This is a genomic window from Hymenobacter edaphi (assembly GCF_003258365.1).
GTDB lineage: Bacteria > Bacteroidota > Bacteroidia > Cytophagales > Hymenobacteraceae > Solirubrum > Solirubrum edaphi.
On the sequence record NZ_QHKM01000009.1, the window covers coordinates 121,022 to 134,491 of the forward strand.

Here is a 13,470-nt window from a genome sequence, read left to right on the forward strand (position 1 = left end):
GCCCCGCCATGTCCACTTCCGCCCCCGATACCTCCCTGCAGGCCATTCTGCGCCGTCTGCGCCAGCTCGAAATCCGCATCCGCAAGGTGGTGGACGCCCAGCTGCAGGGCGACTTCCACTCCGTGTTCAAGGGCACCGGGCTGGAATTCGACGACGTGCGCCAGTACCAGTACGGCGACGAAGTGCGGGCCATCGACTGGGCCGTATCGGCCAAGGGCCACGGCACTTTCGTCAAGACCTACAAGGAGGAGCGGGAGCAGTCGGTGGTGCTGCTGCTCGACGTGAGCCGCTCCCAGCAGGTGGGCGCCGCGGGCCGCCGCAAGCTCGACGTAGCCCGCGAAATCTGCGGCATCCTAGCCCTGTCGGCCGCCCGGCAGGACGCGCAGCTCGGCGTGCTGGCTTTTTCCGATCAGAAGGAGCTGTTCCTGCCCGCCGGCAAGGGCATCCGCCACGCTTACGCGCTCATCAAGGCCATTTTCGGCCTGCAGCCGCAGAGCCCGGGCACCAACGTGGCCGCCGGCATCCGGCAGGCGCTGGGGTTGCTCAAGCGGCGCAGCCTGGTGCTGCTGCTCTCCGACTTCATCGACACCGACTACGAGCGGGAGCTGACCATGCTGGCCCGCAAGCACGACCTGATCGTGGTGCAGCTGCTCGACCGGCGCGAGCAGGAGTTTCCGCCCCTGGGCATCGTGCCGCTGCGCGACCAGGAAACCGGCCGCACCGTGTGGGTGAACACGTCCTCCAAGGCCTGGCGCGACCGGTACCGCGCCACCTACGAGCTGAACCGGGAGCAAATCGGCCAGATCTGCCGCCGCCACCGCACCTCCTTTCTCAGCATTGCCACCGACGTGGATTACCTGCCGCAGCTGGTGAGTTTGTTCCGCCTGCGCCAGCGCCGCGGCCCCACCCCCCAAGCCCCCGCCGCGTGAGCCAGCTGCCCCTTCGTTTGCGGTGGCTGGGGCTGCTGGCCGCGCTCTGGCTGCGCAGCCCGGCCCAGGCCGGCACGGAGCAAGCCCCCGCGCCGACTGCTCAGGGAACTGCCACGCCCGATTCGGTACCGGTGGGCCGCTTCGTGACGCCCACCGTGCGCGTGGGTGAGCTGGTGGAGTACGAGCTGACCTTCCGCCACGCGCCGGGCCTGAACGTCATCTTCCCCGATTCCACGGCCGCGTTCAAGCCCTTCGAGTACGTGCGCCGCCGCTACTGGCCCACCCGCACCCGCCAGGGCCTCAGCCTCGACCGCTGCCGCTACGTGCTGCGCACCTTCGCCCTCGATTCGGTGCAGCAGTTGCGCCTGCCCGTCACGGTGCTGCGCGGCCGCGACTCGGTGCTGGTGTACGGCACCCCGGCCAGCGTGCGGCTGGTGCGCACTGCCCCCGCACTGCCGGCCGAGGCCGAGCTGCCCCCGCTGCGCCAGGATACCGCCCTGCTGCCGCTGGAAGCGCGCTTCAACTACCCCTACTGGCTGGCCGCCGCCGCCGCCGTGCTCGTGCTGGCCGCCGTGGTCTGGTGGACGTTCGGGCGCAACCTGCGCCAGCGCTACCGCCGCTACCGCACTGCCCGCAACCACGTCTACTTCCTCGCCCAGTACGCCCGCCACCTGGAGCGCTTCCAGCTCAGCCGCTCCCTGGCCAACATGGAGCGCGCCATCACGCTCTGGAAAAACTACCTGGCCCGCCTCGAAGACAATTCCCTGAACACGCTCACCACCAAGGAAATCGTGGCCCTCTACGGCGGCGACGCCGACGTGGCCACCGCCCTTCGCCTGGCCGACCGCGTCATCTACGGCAACCAGCTGCCCGACGAAGCCGCCGAGCAAACCGACCACGCCCTCGACGCCCTGCGCCGCTTCGCCGACCGCCGCTACGCCCTGATGCGCACTGCCCAACGCCGCCCGGTGAGCTAGTGCTGGGAATACGGGTATTTCTTTGGGCAGGAACGGCTACGCGGTTCGTCTCGGCGAAGGCGCAGCACCTATTCATAGTGCGTAAGATGTACTATTCGGCCGCTTTTGGCGGTAAAAGCTATTTCGAAAGTTCCGCCCACTACGTCACCTCCGGCTGGTAACGTTCCCTGAATAAACCAGAACCCATCCAGTAGATACCCTTCGTAGGGGCGCTGCGAAAGGATATTCTCCCTGCCGTATTGCTCGAATAGCACCGGCTCGGCAGCAGCAATAGCTTCGTCCGCCGTTGCTATCTGTCTCGCAGCACTTGCAGGATAGATCTTTTCAATGCGCAAGCCCTGCTGCAGCCGTTTCCGGGCCTCTTGCTCGCCGATTCCCAGGCCTACCGTCGGCACATTTTTTTGCCTTACCATGATGGCTCCGTAAGCCGGCTCGGCAGCCTGCGTGCTAGCTGGCGCTGCTTGACAGGCCGTCAGCAAAACAACCATCAAAAAATAGTGTATTCGGTAAGACGTCATTGCTTAGTCATTCAGCTTCGCTGAGGCTATTCCCGGCTGGTCTAATCACTCACTCGCCCGCAAAAATCCTATTATCAGCAAGCCGCGTTTTACTTTGTTTAGCCACCAAATATACCTTGGCTGCCTCAGCAGCGCCTGTACCCTCATCTACCAATCTTATTGATGCCTACTTATCCTCTTCAGCCGATTACCAGGCCGCTCTTTCCCTTTTCCGAGCCTGTTCTGACGCAACCTAAAAGCTTCTCGCCCTTTTCGCAGCCCTTTCTGCCGCGCCCGAAATCGTTCCTACCGCGCCCGAAACGGTTCCTAAACGCTACCTGATTCGTCCATTTCCGCGGCTCATAACCAGCAGCAGCGGCGCTACCTATTCAAGCTGCCGCGATGTTGCCGTACCTTTCAGGCCGCATGAACCAATTCTGGCAGCAGTTCCTGGCCCCACTCTTCGATGGGCTCCGCTACAGCACGCTGGCGGGCTACACCTGGGCCCATCCGCGGCTGCTGTTGCTGCTGCCGGCCGTGGTGCTGCTGTTTTTGCTGCGCGAGGGCCTGGCCCAGCGCCGCCGCGCCAAGCTGGGCGTGGCCTTCGTGCGGGGGCAGGCCCGCGCCCACTGGAGCGCCCTGCTGCGCTTCGTGCCCGATGTGGTGCTGGCCCTGAGCCTGATGCTGGGCGTACTGGCCCTGGCCCGCCCCCAGCGCACCGACGAGCGGGTGGAGCAGTCGGGCCGCGGCATCGACATCGTGCTGGCCGTCGACGTGTCGGCCTCCATGGAACTGCAGGACCTGCAGCCCAACCGCCTCGAAGCCGCCAAGCGCGTGGCTCAGGCCTTCGTGCAGGGCCGCCGCGGCGACCGGATCGGCCTCGTCGCCTTTGCCGGCGACGCGTACTCCGTGCTGCCCCTCACCACCGACTACGAGCTGCTGCTGGAGGAGCTGAAGAACCTGCGCCTGGGCCTGATTCCGACCGACGGCACGGCCATCGGCACGGCGCTGGGCGTGGCCACCAACCGCCTGCGCACCGCTCCGGGCCGCTCCCGCGTGTGCATTCTGCTCTCCGACGGCGAAAACACCGCCGGCGCCCTCGACCCGCTTACCGCCGCCCAGCTGGCCCACAGCTTCGGCCTGAAGCTCTACACCATCGGCCTGGGCCGCGACGGGCGCGTGCCCTACGGCCAGGACGAGCTGGGCCGCCCGCGCTACGTGGAAACCCGCCTCGACGAGACGACCATGCGCCAGATTGCCAGCGCCGGCGAAGGCCAGTTTTTCCGCGCCACCGACAACTCCGCCCTGCGCAGCATCTTTGCCCGCATCAACCGCCTGGAGCAGTCCGAAATCAAGCTGACGCGCTACCGCAACACCCACGACTACTACCGCTACTACCTCTACTGGTGTGTCGGCCTCTGGCTGCTCTGGCTGGCGCTGAAAAACACCTTCCTGACGAATGCGCTGGAGGACTGACCACGGATTCTCGCAGATTATGGGCGGATTGTACGGCTTTCGGGGACGATTTAAAAAGTAGTGGCGCCCTGATTTCAGGGGCTGCCCCCCGCTACTTTTAAGCCGCTTTTGCCCCGGCGCCGTAGTTTTGCCGACGCGCTGCCCGGACAAACCGAGCCGCCGGCACTTTCCTCCATCGTTCCCGAAATCCGTGCAATCCGAACAATCCGTCGAATCCGTGGTCCGTCACTTCCAGCAGGAGCTGAGCGGTACCAGCTGCCGGCTGGTGGCCGTATCGAAAACTCACCCTGTGGAACTGATCCGGGAGGCCTACGACGCGGGGCAGCGCCTGTTCGGCGAAAACCGCGTGCAGGAGCTGACCGCCAAGCAGCCCGCCCTGCCGGCCGACATCGAGTGGCACCTCATCGGGCACCTGCAAACCAACAAGGTGAAGTACGTGGCCCCCTTCGTGCACACCATTCAGAGCATCGACAGCCTGAAGCTGCTGCTGGAAATCGAGCGGCAGGCGGCCCGCGCCGGGCGCGTCATTCAGGGCCTGCTGCAGTTTCACATTGCCGACGAGGAAACCAAGTTTGGCCTCTCCCTGCCCGAAGCCGAGGCCCTGCTGCAGGACGCGGCCGTGCAGCAACTGCAGCACGTGCGCCTGGCCGGCGTGATGGGCATTGCCACCAACACCGACGAGGAGCCGCAGCTGCGGCAGGAGTTCAGCACGCTGCGCGGCTACTTTGAGCAGCTCAAGGCCCGCTACTTCGCCGACGACGCGGGCTTCCGCGAAATTTCCATGGGCATGAGCAGCGACTACCGCCTGGCCATCGAGGAGGGCAGCACGCTTATCCGCGTGGGCAGCGCCATCTTCGGCCGCCGCGCCTATCCCGCTCCGACGACCTGACGTCCACTCGATGGCTTGAGCCCGCAGCAGCCGCTGAGATTTGCGCAGAAGGCGCTGAGCCAGGGATTGGCCAATTCACCATTTCACAATCTCACCATTTCACCGCACATGACCGCCCGACTCATTTTGCTGGCCGCCAGCCTGTTTGGCACCCTGGGCGTGGCCCTCGGCGCCTTCGGGGCCCACGGCTACAAGCGCTACCTCGAAGCTGCCATGAGCGCGGCTGATGCCGCCACCCGCCTCGGCACCTACGAAACGGCCGTGCGCTACCAGTTTTATCACGCGCTGGCCCTGCTGGCCGTGGCGGTATTGCGGCTGCTGCGCCCCGAGCTGCCCTGGCTGGGCACGGTGGCCTGGCTGTTCGTGGGCGGCATCGTGCTCTTCAGCGGCTCGCTCTACCTGCTCAGCTTCACTGGCATCCGCTGGTTCGGGCCCATCACGCCCATCGGCGGAGTACTCTTCCTGGCCGGCTGGGGCCTGCTGTTTGTGGCCGCCCTGCGCCTGCCCTAAGGACGCCGCCCGGCCGCCAGCGCAAAACGGGCCCGGCCAGCTGCTGCTGACCGGGCCCGTTTTGCGTTGTTATCAGCGCCGCAGCGCCTGCTTAGGACTTCTTGCCTTTGGCTTTCACCTTCACGTCGCTGTCCTTGGCTTTCACCTTCACGTCGGCAGCGGCGTCAGCGGCCGGGGCGGCAGCCGGGTCGAGCACCTCGCCCACCAGCGACACCATGCTGCTGCCAGCAGCGGCGTTCGACTCGATGGTCAGCACCTTGTTCTGCATGCCCAGCTTGCCGGCCGAGTTGAATTTGGCCGTTACCGTCCCCGATTTGCCGGGGGCAATGGGGTCCTTGCTCCAGTCCGGGGTGGTGCAGCCGCAGCTCACGCCGATGTTGGAAATGACCAGCGGGGCAGTGCCGGTGTTCTTGAACTTGAACACGTGCTCCACTACGTCACCCTGCTTGATCTTGCCGAAGTCGTACTTCGACTCGGCGAAGGTGATGGCCGGGCCGTTCGCTTTTTCTTTGGCGTTGGCGGGCTGCACGGCGGCAGATTGGGCCTGAGCGGCAAAACCGGCCAGCGTGAGCGACAGCGCCAGTACAAGTGCTTTTTTCATGATTGCGGATGAAGTGTGAGAGGTGGTTAGCAAATTTAAGCGTTTCGCGCCGCCGGCCAAGAATCGGGCCAAGTGCGTGAAGACCGGATGAACCAAGCTACCAAATTCGCACGAGTTTTCGGGTGCGGGCCTTGGGGCCGTAGCGCCGCGGGTCGGGGCAATTTTCGTAGGCCTGCCGATCCTGCCGGGAAAGCGGCAGGGGCGTAACCGCCGCGGGCGCGGGTTGGTTTCGCCACACCGAGGGCTGCGTGGCCCGCGCCGGGGCCCCGGGCACGCTCGGGCGGAGCGCCCGCGCAGGCCGGGCCTGAGCCCGCAGGGCGGCTGGCAGCGTCAGCAACAGGCTCAGCAGAACAAGGTGCGGCAGGGGCATCAGCAGGACGATTAGGCAGGGTACGGGGGTTCAGCGCCTCAACAGCGCGGCGGGCGGAATCATTCCGCCTCGCCGTCGACCAGCTTGGCGTTGAAATTCAGCAGGAACAGCTTCTCGGAGGCGCGGGTGACGGCCGTGTACAGCCAGCGGGTGAATTCGGCGTTGATCATGTCCTCCTTCAGAAAGCCGTGGTCGACGAACACGGCCGGCCACTGGCCGCCCTGGGCCTTGTGGCAGGTAAGGGCGTAGGCGAATTTCACCTGCAGCGCGTTCAGGTAGGGGTCGGCGCGCAGGGCGGCCATCTTCTCGCGCTTGGTGGTCAGGTGCTCGTAATCGGCCGCCACGGCGTTGTAGAGGGCCTTGTTGCGGTCGGCAGGGAAGGCCGGGCTTTCGGTGTGCAGGGTATCGAGCAGCAGCCGGGCCTCCAGCTCCGGCTCGTCGGGGTAGTCCACGAGGCGCAGGCGGGCATCGGCGAAGCGGCAGCCGAACTCCTCGATGCGGCGCACGATTTTGGTGACTTCCACGAAGTCGCCATTGGCCAGGAAGCCGGCTTCCGATTCGGCGGGCAGCCAGGTGTAGTTGTTGCGCACCACCATCAGGTAGTCGCCCGCCTCGATTTCGTCCTCGGCGTCGAACAGGGTGCGCCGGATCATCTGGTTGTACTGGTTGGCGTTCTTGTTGGAGCGGCAGATGATGGTGGTATTTTCGTGGCCGAAGTGCTTGTAGGCCCAGCGCAAGCCGTCTTCGAGCTTGTCGCCGCCCATCTTGTAGAGGTCGGGGTAGCCCTTGGTCACGAAGTTGATGCGCGGGGTGGCGTCGGGCGAGCCGGGCGTGGCGTCCTGGGCGTGGCGCAGCTCCTCGCGCAGCTGGGTGGCGTTCATCAGAATACCCGAGGCCTCGGCCTGGCGCATCACCTGGCGCAGCTCGGCGTCCTGCACGTAGCAGCGGTACGAGCTGGCCAGCACGCCCGCATCCAGCGCGGGGCTCAGGCTCTGGCCCACGGGCGGCAGCTGGGCCGTGTCGCCGATGAGCAGCAGGCGGTTGGTGGTTTTCTCGAACACGTAGCCCAGCAAATCGTCGAGCAGGGCGCTTTCGCCGAACGACTTCTCGTTGGAAATCATCGAGGCCTCGTCGACGATGAAGAGCGTCTCGCCCGAGCGGTTGGGCTGGCGGGTGAAGGCCATGCTGTCGGAGCCGCCCGACTTGCGGTAGATGCGCTTGTGAATGGTGCTGGCGGGCACGCCCGCGTACTGGGCCATTACCTTGGCGGCGCGGCCGGTGGGGGCCATCAGCACGTACTTGCGGCCCATCTTGTCGAGCCACTTCACCAGGGCGCTGACGACGGTGGTTTTGCCGGTGCCGGCGTAGCCGCGCAAGAGAAACACCTTACGCCCGGGCAGCTGGTCTTTCAGAAAGCCGTCGAGCTGCCCGAAGAGGGTGGACTGGTCTTCGGTGGGGTCGAAGGGGAAGTAATGGCGGACGGAGGGTATGCGGGTGGTGAGCATTCAGCGAGGTTCCGCTTCGGGAAATGAGCAGGCTATCAATCGAACCGGGCCGGGTCGATAGCCGCCGTGATTTGTTGTAGCAACGTTTTTTCGCTCCGCGAAAGTCCCAGCCTGGCAGCTCTTTCGGTTGATTTCTGCTTGAACGCAGCAATGGCCTGCGCCCGATTTTCACTGGTAATAAACCTGCTGCTCAGCGCGTCGATCAGCGCGTTTTGCAGGCAGCTTCGCGGATGCTGCTGCAAATAACCGACAAACAGCGGCAGTTTCGCTTCCCACAACGTGTCGCAGGCAATGCCCACTTCCTCCGACTCTTCGCCGTCGCTCCGGCAGGCTACGGCATCGAGCGCGGCCAGCGAATCCAGGGCAGCCGATTCAATGATGCTCCGAGCCAGTCGGCCGGGGCGGCTCGTACGCATCAGTTCCGCTTTTATTTCCGGGTCGAGGTGAGGGTCGTTCGGATCAAGGATGTTGGCGGCCGAACCGGGTCGGGCTGCCGTCACCGGATCCGGCGCCGCCCGCTGCTCAGCCGGCTGATCGGCTGCCCCGCAGCTGCACAACACGGCCAGCAATAAGCTGATTTTGATTCGCATAGCCGAAAGCTAGTCAGAAGAAGGCACCCGGCAAGATCGGGTCATTTTCGCTGATTACCGCCCCGCGTGGGCGCCTTAAACGGGCGGCGCGCTGCTGGCTCGGCCCTGCGCCTTAGCTAACGGGCTCCACCACCGCCATGGTCGCCGACGCCTTGGCAATCAGCAGCCCTTCGGCCGGGTTCGGGCCGCCAAACGCCCGCACCTCGGCCTCGCAGAAGTGCAGGCGGCGGCCGGCTTTCAGCACCCAGCCGGTGGCTACGAGCTTGTCGCCGCGGCCGGGGTGCAGGTAGCTCACGCGCAAGTCGGCCGTGACCATGCCGTGGTCGTCGGGCAGCAGGGTGGTGCCGGCAAAACCGGCGGCCAGGTCGCAGAGGGTGGCCACGAGGCCGCCGTGGGCGAAGCCGCGCTGCTGCTGGTGCTGCTGGCCCAGGTCGAGGGTGGCTTCCACGCGGCCGGGCTCGATGCGCGTCAGGTCGGCGCCGATGAGGTGCATGAAGTGCTGGCGCTCCAGCTTGCGGCGGATGCGCGTGGTGAGGTCGGGGACGGTTTCGAGAACTTCGGACATGGGCCGCAAAGGTAACGTGCCGCTGGCGCTACGCCCTTCGCAGTTAGGCTCACGGCATGGGCCGAAGGGTATTTTTGACTGGTCGCAGGGTGCTGCACAACACGCATGAGGTGTTGTGCATTGGACGGGAGGTGTTTTCGATTGGTCGGAGGGCGGAGGGTGTTTCGCGTCAGTCGAGCGGCGTTTTCGATTGGCCAGGGGTGTTTTGCCTTGCGTGGGAGGTATTGCGGCACCGTCAGAGGGTGGGGTGGCGCGGCGGGGCGGCCGTTGCGCCGTTGTTGGCCGTATCGTGTAGCTTGGCCCTGGTTCTACTGCTCTTGCCGATGACTCCCACCGACTACCTCCTTTCCGGCGCCCTGGGCCTGGCGCTGGCCGCGTGCAGCGGCTTTCGGGTGTTTGTGCCGCTGCTGGCGGCCAGCGTTGCCTACCGCACCGGCTACCTGGCCCCGTCGCCGGGCTTTGCGTGGCTGGGCAGCTGGGCGGCGCTGGGCGTGCTGGGCGTGGCCACGGTGGTCGAAATGCTCGGCTACTACTTCCCCGTGGTCGACAACTTTCTCGACACGCTCACCACGCCCGCGTCGTTTATTGCCGGTACTCTGCTGATGACCTCGGCCCTGCCCGAGCTGAACCCGGTGCTGCGCTGGGGCCTGGGCGTGCTGGTGGGCGGCGGGGCGGCGGGCGTAGTGCAGTCGGGCACGGCGCTGCTGCGGGCGGGCAGCACGGCGGCCACCGGCGGGCTGGCCAATCCGCTTTTCGCCACCCTCGAAAACGTGCTGGCCGTGGTGGGCGCAGTGCTGGGCCTGCTGCTGCCGCTGCTGATGGCGGCCCTGGCCGTGGGGCTTATCGTATTCGTGCTGAGCCGGCTGCGGCGCTGGCGGCAGCGGCGGCGGCAGGCCGCGGCCGGACTTTCAAGCGGCCCGGCACGACCAAATCGGGCGTAGCGGCGTACACTTGCACCCTCGACCGCTCCCCTCCTACCCACACCTATGCCTGCTACTTCTCCCCCCGATTCCCTGCTGCACGCTTACGCCGAGCGCGCCCGCGTGCGCGTCTGCGGCCTGCTCGTGCACCAGGGCGCGCTGCTGCTCACCGCCCACCGCGGCCTGCTGCCCGACGAGCAGCCGTTCTGGTCGCCGCCCGGCGGGGGCTGGCACTTCGGCGAGACGCTGCGCGAGGGCGTGGCCCGCGAGTTCCGGGAAGAAACCGCGCTGGAAGTGAAAGTAGGTCGCTTTCTGCACCTGCACGAATACCACGGCAACCAGCTGCAAGCCGTGGAGCTGTTCTTCGAAGTCACCGCGCTGGACCCCGCGGCCCTGCCCCGCCTCGGCCACGACCCGGAGCATGCCCCCGACCGGCAGCTGCTCACCGAGGTGGCCTGGCGCACGCCCCAGGAGCTGGTGCGCCTGCCGCCGCAGCAGGTGCACCCCATCCTGCGCGACCTGATCAGCACCGACGACGCCTACATTCCGCAGCTGCGCCTGCGCTGAGCGGGCCGGCCCGCGGTGCCGCACTTGCGCCCGGCCCTGCGTACCTTTAAGCTCCGAATCTGCCTCTCCCCCGACCGACGTACCGCCCGTGCCCCTCTCCGCCGAATCTGCCCTGGCTGCCCCGCCCACGGCGCTGCAGCGCCTGCGCGACGACACTTTCGACCCGGCCGAGCTGGCCGGCTACAACCTCTACCTCAGCGCCGGCCCCCACGGCCTGCGCGTGGGCGTGGCCGATGTGCGCCGCAACCGCTTCATTGCCCTCGAAGACTACGCCGCCCAGCCCGCCACCTCCCTGGCCGGGCAGCTGCAGGCCCTGGCCGCCCAGCACGACCTAGTGGGCCAGACCGGCTGGAACCGCGTGCGCCTGGCCGTGCAGAACCGCCATTTCACCCTGCTGCCCGCGCCCCTGTTTCGCGCGGGCGACGAGGACCGGTACCTGCAGCTCCACCACCCGCTCGACGCCCAGCACGAAGTGGTGCGCCACTACCGTCACCCCAACCAGGAGGTGGTCAGCATCTTCGCCGCCGAAAAGGCCCTGGCCGAGTGGTTTGAGCGCCTCTACCCCCAGCAGAAGCTGCTGCACCAGACCAGCGCCCTGCTCGAAGGCGTGGTGCACCAGAGCGAGCGGCAGGGCCCGCCCCGCCTGTTTTTGAGCGTGGGCCCGCTGGAGCTGACCATCGTGGTGGTGCGCGACAAGCGGCCGGAGTTCTGCAACGTCTTCACCTTCAGCACCGCCGAGGATTTTATTTACTACGTCATCCTGGTGATGCAGGAGCTGACGCTCAACCCCGACGAGGACCCGGTGGTCGTCTACGGCGACCTGACCCACGACTCGGAGCTGTTCAGCATCCTGCGCAAGTACATCCGCCACGTGCGCTTCGGCAACCGCCCCTACGACCTGGGCTACAGCTACCGCCTCAACGACGTATTCGAGTACCGCTACTTCGAGCTTTACAGCCTCCATTTGTGCGAATAGGTGAACTAGTGAGCTGGTGAACTGGTGAGTGTCGTTCTGGCTGCGCCAACTGCGCAGCCCCGGCCTCCCAAACATCAACTCACCACCTCACCACTTCACCATTTCACCACTCCATGAGAGTTGCCCTCTTCCCCGGCTCCTTCGACCCGTTCACCAACGGCCACCTCGACGTGGTGCGGCGCGGCACGGCCCTGTTCGACCACATCATCATTGCCCTGGGCAACAACAGCTCGAAGCAGCGCTACCTGCCCGTGGAGCAGATGATAGGCATGATCGAGGAGGTATTTCGCGACGAGCCGCGGGTGTCGGTGGAGGCCTACAAGGGGCTGACGGCCGACTTCGCCCGGGAGCGAAACGCGCGCTTTCTGCTGCGCGGGCTGCGCAACACCACCGATTTCGAGTACGAAAACACCATTGCCCAGGCCAACCGCCACGTCAACCCCGAGCTGGAAACGGTGTTCCTGATTACCTCTCCGCCCCTGGCGGCCATCAGCAGCACCATCATCCGCGAAATCCACCGCTTCGGCGGCAACGTGGACGACTTTGTGCCTTTTAAGCTAGCCGCCCCGCAGGGCTAGCGGCCGCTCAAAAGCCAGCAACCGGGGCTTCTAACGGGTCGAAAGACCTATTAGAAGCCCCGGTTGCTTGTCTGCGGGCTCACCGTGCTACCACCCGCACGCCCATGATTCGGGACGGTGCGCTGGGGTCGGTGACGGGCAGCACCAAGTAGTTGTCGGCGACGAAGTCCAGGTTGCCGCGGCGCAGCAGTTCGTCTTCGTTGCTGCCCACCAGCACCAGGTCCTGCACTTCGCGGGTACGGGCATTGAAGGTCACCACGATGGTAGTGCCGTCCTTTTCAAAGGTATTGATCCAGCCTTCACCCTTGGTGGCGCGCAGCTGCTCGGCCGTGGGCTCCAGGCCCACGGGCTGCTGCCGGGTTTCGCGCGGTGGCCCGAGGCGCTGCCGCACCTGGTCGATGTTGCGGCCCACCAGTGCAGCCACGTTCAGGCGCCGGGAATTGCCTTGCCCAGTGCGGCCCGGGGCCGGACTTTCCACTACGGGAGTGCTGCGGGTACAGGCGGCCCCGCTGCACAGCAGCACCAGCATCAGTAGCAGACAGGCTCGACTCACGCGCATATTCTGGTGAACTGCGGCGCCCGGACGGCGCCCCGGCGGGCGGAGTTAGGAACGGACGGACTCGGGAGCGGCCTGCCCGGCCACTTCGCTCAGGTAGTGACGCACTACCAGCGCAATGGAGGCGTAGGACTCTTCGAGGGCCTTGAGGGCCTCCTGGGGCTGCATCCAGCGCACTTCCTCGATGTACTCCTCGGCCTGGGGCTTCATCAGGGAGTCGTCGAGGCACTGCATGATGTACCAGTTGGTTTTCTTCAGGATTTTGTTGCCGTTGTAGGCGTAGGAGTGCCAGGTGCTGGGCAGCTTGTCGCCGAGGGCCAGCTTCACGTTGGTTTCCTCTTCCACCTCGCGCAGGGCGCCCTCCATCGGGTCTTCGTCCTTTTTCAGCTTGCCTTTGGGCAAATCCCACTTACCGAGGCGGTAAATCATCAGGATCATGCCGTCCTTCACCACCAGGCCGCCGGCGGCTTTGGCAATGCGGAACTGGTCCTTCAGGTGCAGAATCAGGGCCTTTTTCTTTTTGGCCATCAGGGTCAGTGAGGTCAGCTTCTTCAGCTTTTTCACTTCCATCAGGCGCAACATGCGGTCGATGAAGGCGGGCGTCACGTCGCGCACCAGCACGTCGCCGATCAGGTCCTTGGAGATGAATTCATCTTCCGGGCCCAGAATCAGGTCGTAGCGGTGCTTGTAGACCTTGTCAGAGGTCTTTTTGATGATAATCGGGATGTCGTTGATGAAAACGTTCATCGCGGCAAGTCAGATGGGGAGAGGATGCAGGAAATCGTCCGGCAAGCTGCAAAACACAGCATTAATTTCGGCATACGAAAGACGTGGGCCCCAGCACTACCGACCGGGCGGCCCGGGTGCAGCGGGCCGTCTGAGCCGCATACGGCTGCGGGCTGGAAAGGTAACATGCTGCCGGAAATTAGCCCAACAAGTCGGCGGCAGCCCGCCCCGGGGCCGT

At 65.6% G+C, this 13,470-nt stretch carries 17 protein-coding genes; 9 read left to right on the forward strand and 8 right to left on the reverse strand.

The annotated features are described in order from the left end of the window. Positions 1-8: 8 nt before the first annotated feature. Positions 9-929, forward strand: a complete 921-nt coding sequence (locus tag DLM85_RS21180; RefSeq protein ID WP_111480179.1) for a DUF58 domain-containing protein — start codon at positions 9-11, stop codon at positions 927-929. Then, a complete protein-coding gene (locus DLM85_RS21185) occupies positions 926-1,906 on the forward strand; it encodes a hypothetical protein (RefSeq protein WP_133257186.1) in 981 nt (326 codons plus the stop codon). Before DLM85_RS21180 ends, DLM85_RS21185 begins: the two co-directional genes overlap by 4 nt. A 68-nt stretch (positions 1,907-1,974) precedes the next feature. Here DLM85_RS21185 and DLM85_RS21190 read toward each other — a convergent pair whose 3' ends face one another. Continuing rightward, positions 1,975-2,394, reverse strand: a complete 420-nt coding sequence (locus DLM85_RS21190) for an NTF2 fold immunity protein (protein WP_165822238.1) — start codon at positions 2,392-2,394, stop codon at positions 1,975-1,977. A gap of 435 nt (positions 2,395-2,829) precedes the next feature. On the opposite strand from DLM85_RS21190, the gene DLM85_RS21195 reads away from it, so the two are divergent. From DLM85_RS21195 to DLM85_RS21205, 3 genes are all read left to right on the forward strand, one after another. Continuing rightward, positions 2,830-3,879 carry a VWA domain-containing protein gene (locus DLM85_RS21195; protein ID WP_165822239.1) on the forward strand — a complete coding sequence of 350 codons (1,050 nt, stop codon included), beginning with the start codon at positions 2,830-2,832 and terminating at the stop codon, positions 3,877-3,879. Positions 3,880-4,069: 190 nt separating this feature from the next. Further along, the gene (locus DLM85_RS21200; RefSeq protein ID WP_111480182.1) at positions 4,070-4,768 is read left to right on the forward strand and encodes a YggS family pyridoxal phosphate-dependent enzyme; all 699 of its coding nucleotides are present in this window, start codon (positions 4,070-4,072) and stop codon (positions 4,766-4,768) included. 108 nt (positions 4,769-4,876) lie between these two features. Continuing rightward, a complete protein-coding gene (locus DLM85_RS21205; RefSeq protein ID WP_111480183.1) occupies positions 4,877-5,278 on the forward strand; it encodes a DUF423 domain-containing protein in 402 nt (133 codons plus the stop codon). A 91-nt stretch (positions 5,279-5,369) separates the two neighbouring features. On the opposite strand, the gene DLM85_RS21210 is transcribed toward DLM85_RS21205, so the two are convergent. The 5 genes from DLM85_RS21210 to DLM85_RS21225 form a co-directional block, all read right to left on the reverse strand. After that, the gene (locus DLM85_RS21210; RefSeq protein WP_111480184.1) at positions 5,370-5,879 is read right to left on the reverse strand and encodes a DUF1573 domain-containing protein; all 510 of its coding nucleotides are present in this window, start codon (positions 5,877-5,879) and stop codon (positions 5,370-5,372) included. 97 nt (positions 5,880-5,976) lie between these two features. Beyond that, positions 5,977-6,249 carry a hypothetical protein gene (locus DLM85_RS25165; protein WP_133257187.1) on the reverse strand — a complete coding sequence of 91 codons (273 nt, stop codon included), beginning with the start codon at positions 6,247-6,249 and terminating at the stop codon, positions 5,977-5,979. 59 nt (positions 6,250-6,308) lie between these two features. Further along, on the reverse strand, positions 6,309-7,754 hold the full coding sequence (locus DLM85_RS21215) for an ATP-dependent DNA helicase (RefSeq protein ID WP_111480185.1): 1,446 nt from the start codon (positions 7,752-7,754) through the stop codon (positions 6,309-6,311). A gap of 35 nt (positions 7,755-7,789) precedes the next feature. Then, positions 7,790-8,344 (reverse strand): hypothetical protein, encoded by a 555-nt coding sequence (locus DLM85_RS21220; RefSeq protein WP_111480186.1) that lies wholly within the window; start codon positions 8,342-8,344, stop codon positions 7,790-7,792. 112 nt (positions 8,345-8,456) lie between these two features. Beyond that, on the reverse strand, positions 8,457-8,909 hold the full coding sequence (locus tag DLM85_RS21225; RefSeq protein ID WP_111480187.1) for a PaaI family thioesterase: 453 nt from the start codon (positions 8,907-8,909) through the stop codon (positions 8,457-8,459). Positions 8,910-9,232: 323 nt separating this feature from the next. Between DLM85_RS21225 and DLM85_RS21230 the strand changes: the two genes are divergently transcribed. From DLM85_RS21230 to coaD, 4 genes are all read left to right on the forward strand, one after another. Then, entirely contained in the window at positions 9,233-9,850 is a 618-nt protein-coding gene (locus DLM85_RS21230) for a DUF4126 domain-containing protein (RefSeq protein WP_111480188.1), read from the forward strand. 45 nt (positions 9,851-9,895) lie between these two features. Next, on the forward strand, positions 9,896-10,396 hold the full coding sequence (locus DLM85_RS21235) for an NUDIX domain-containing protein (protein ID WP_111480189.1): 501 nt from the start codon (positions 9,896-9,898) through the stop codon (positions 10,394-10,396). A gap of 88 nt (positions 10,397-10,484) precedes the next feature. Beyond that, on the forward strand, positions 10,485-11,372 hold the full coding sequence (locus tag DLM85_RS21240; protein WP_111480190.1) for a DUF3822 family protein: 888 nt from the start codon (positions 10,485-10,487) through the stop codon (positions 11,370-11,372). 113 nt (positions 11,373-11,485) lie between these two features. Beyond that, positions 11,486-11,950 carry a pantetheine-phosphate adenylyltransferase gene (coaD, locus tag DLM85_RS21245; protein ID WP_111480191.1) on the forward strand — a complete coding sequence of 155 codons (465 nt, stop codon included), beginning with the start codon at positions 11,486-11,488 and terminating at the stop codon, positions 11,948-11,950. A gap of 79 nt (positions 11,951-12,029) precedes the next feature. Here coaD and DLM85_RS21250 read toward each other — a convergent pair whose 3' ends face one another. Both DLM85_RS21250 and DLM85_RS21255 read right to left on the reverse strand, forming a co-directional pair. Continuing rightward, the gene (locus DLM85_RS21250; RefSeq protein ID WP_133257188.1) at positions 12,030-12,503 is read right to left on the reverse strand and encodes a hypothetical protein; all 474 of its coding nucleotides are present in this window, start codon (positions 12,501-12,503) and stop codon (positions 12,030-12,032) included. A 51-nt stretch (positions 12,504-12,554) separates the two neighbouring features. Beyond that, positions 12,555-13,253 carry an NUDIX hydrolase gene (locus tag DLM85_RS21255; RefSeq protein ID WP_111480193.1) on the reverse strand — a complete coding sequence of 233 codons (699 nt, stop codon included), beginning with the start codon at positions 13,251-13,253 and terminating at the stop codon, positions 12,555-12,557. Between the last annotated feature and the right edge of the window lie 217 nt (positions 13,254-13,470).

Coding starts and splice junctions, on each gene's coding strand:
- DLM85_RS21210 (WP_111480184.1), bottom strand. CDS start 5,879: ATGAAAAAAGCACTTGTACTGGCGCTGTCGCTCACGCTGGCCGGTTTT.
- DLM85_RS21255 (WP_111480193.1), bottom strand. CDS start 13,253: ATGAACGTTTTCATCAACGACATCCCGATTATCATCAAAAAGACCTCT.
- DLM85_RS21180 (WP_111480179.1), top strand. CDS start 9: ATGTCCACTTCCGCCCCCGATACCTCCCTGCAGGCCATTCTGCGCCGT.
- DLM85_RS21225 (WP_111480187.1), bottom strand. CDS start 8,909: ATGTCCGAAGTTCTCGAAACCGTCCCCGACCTCACCACGCGCATCCGC.
- DLM85_RS21195 (WP_165822239.1), top strand. CDS start 2,830: ATGAACCAATTCTGGCAGCAGTTCCTGGCCCCACTCTTCGATGGGCTC.
- DLM85_RS21190 (WP_165822238.1), bottom strand. CDS start 2,394: ATGGTTGTTTTGCTGACGGCCTGTCAAGCAGCGCCAGCTAGCACGCAG.
- coaD (WP_111480191.1), top strand. CDS start 11,486: ATGAGAGTTGCCCTCTTCCCCGGCTCCTTCGACCCGTTCACCAACGGC.
- DLM85_RS25165 (WP_133257187.1), bottom strand. CDS start 6,249: ATGCCCCTGCCGCACCTTGTTCTGCTGAGCCTGTTGCTGACGCTGCCA.
- DLM85_RS21235 (WP_111480189.1), top strand. CDS start 9,896: ATGCCTGCTACTTCTCCCCCCGATTCCCTGCTGCACGCTTACGCCGAG.
- DLM85_RS21230 (WP_111480188.1), top strand. CDS start 9,233: ATGACTCCCACCGACTACCTCCTTTCCGGCGCCCTGGGCCTGGCGCTG.
- DLM85_RS21205 (WP_111480183.1), top strand. CDS start 4,877: ATGACCGCCCGACTCATTTTGCTGGCCGCCAGCCTGTTTGGCACCCTG.
- DLM85_RS21220 (WP_111480186.1), bottom strand. CDS start 8,344: ATGCGAATCAAAATCAGCTTATTGCTGGCCGTGTTGTGCAGCTGCGGG.
- DLM85_RS21215 (WP_111480185.1), bottom strand. CDS start 7,754: ATGCTCACCACCCGCATACCCTCCGTCCGCCATTACTTCCCCTTCGAC.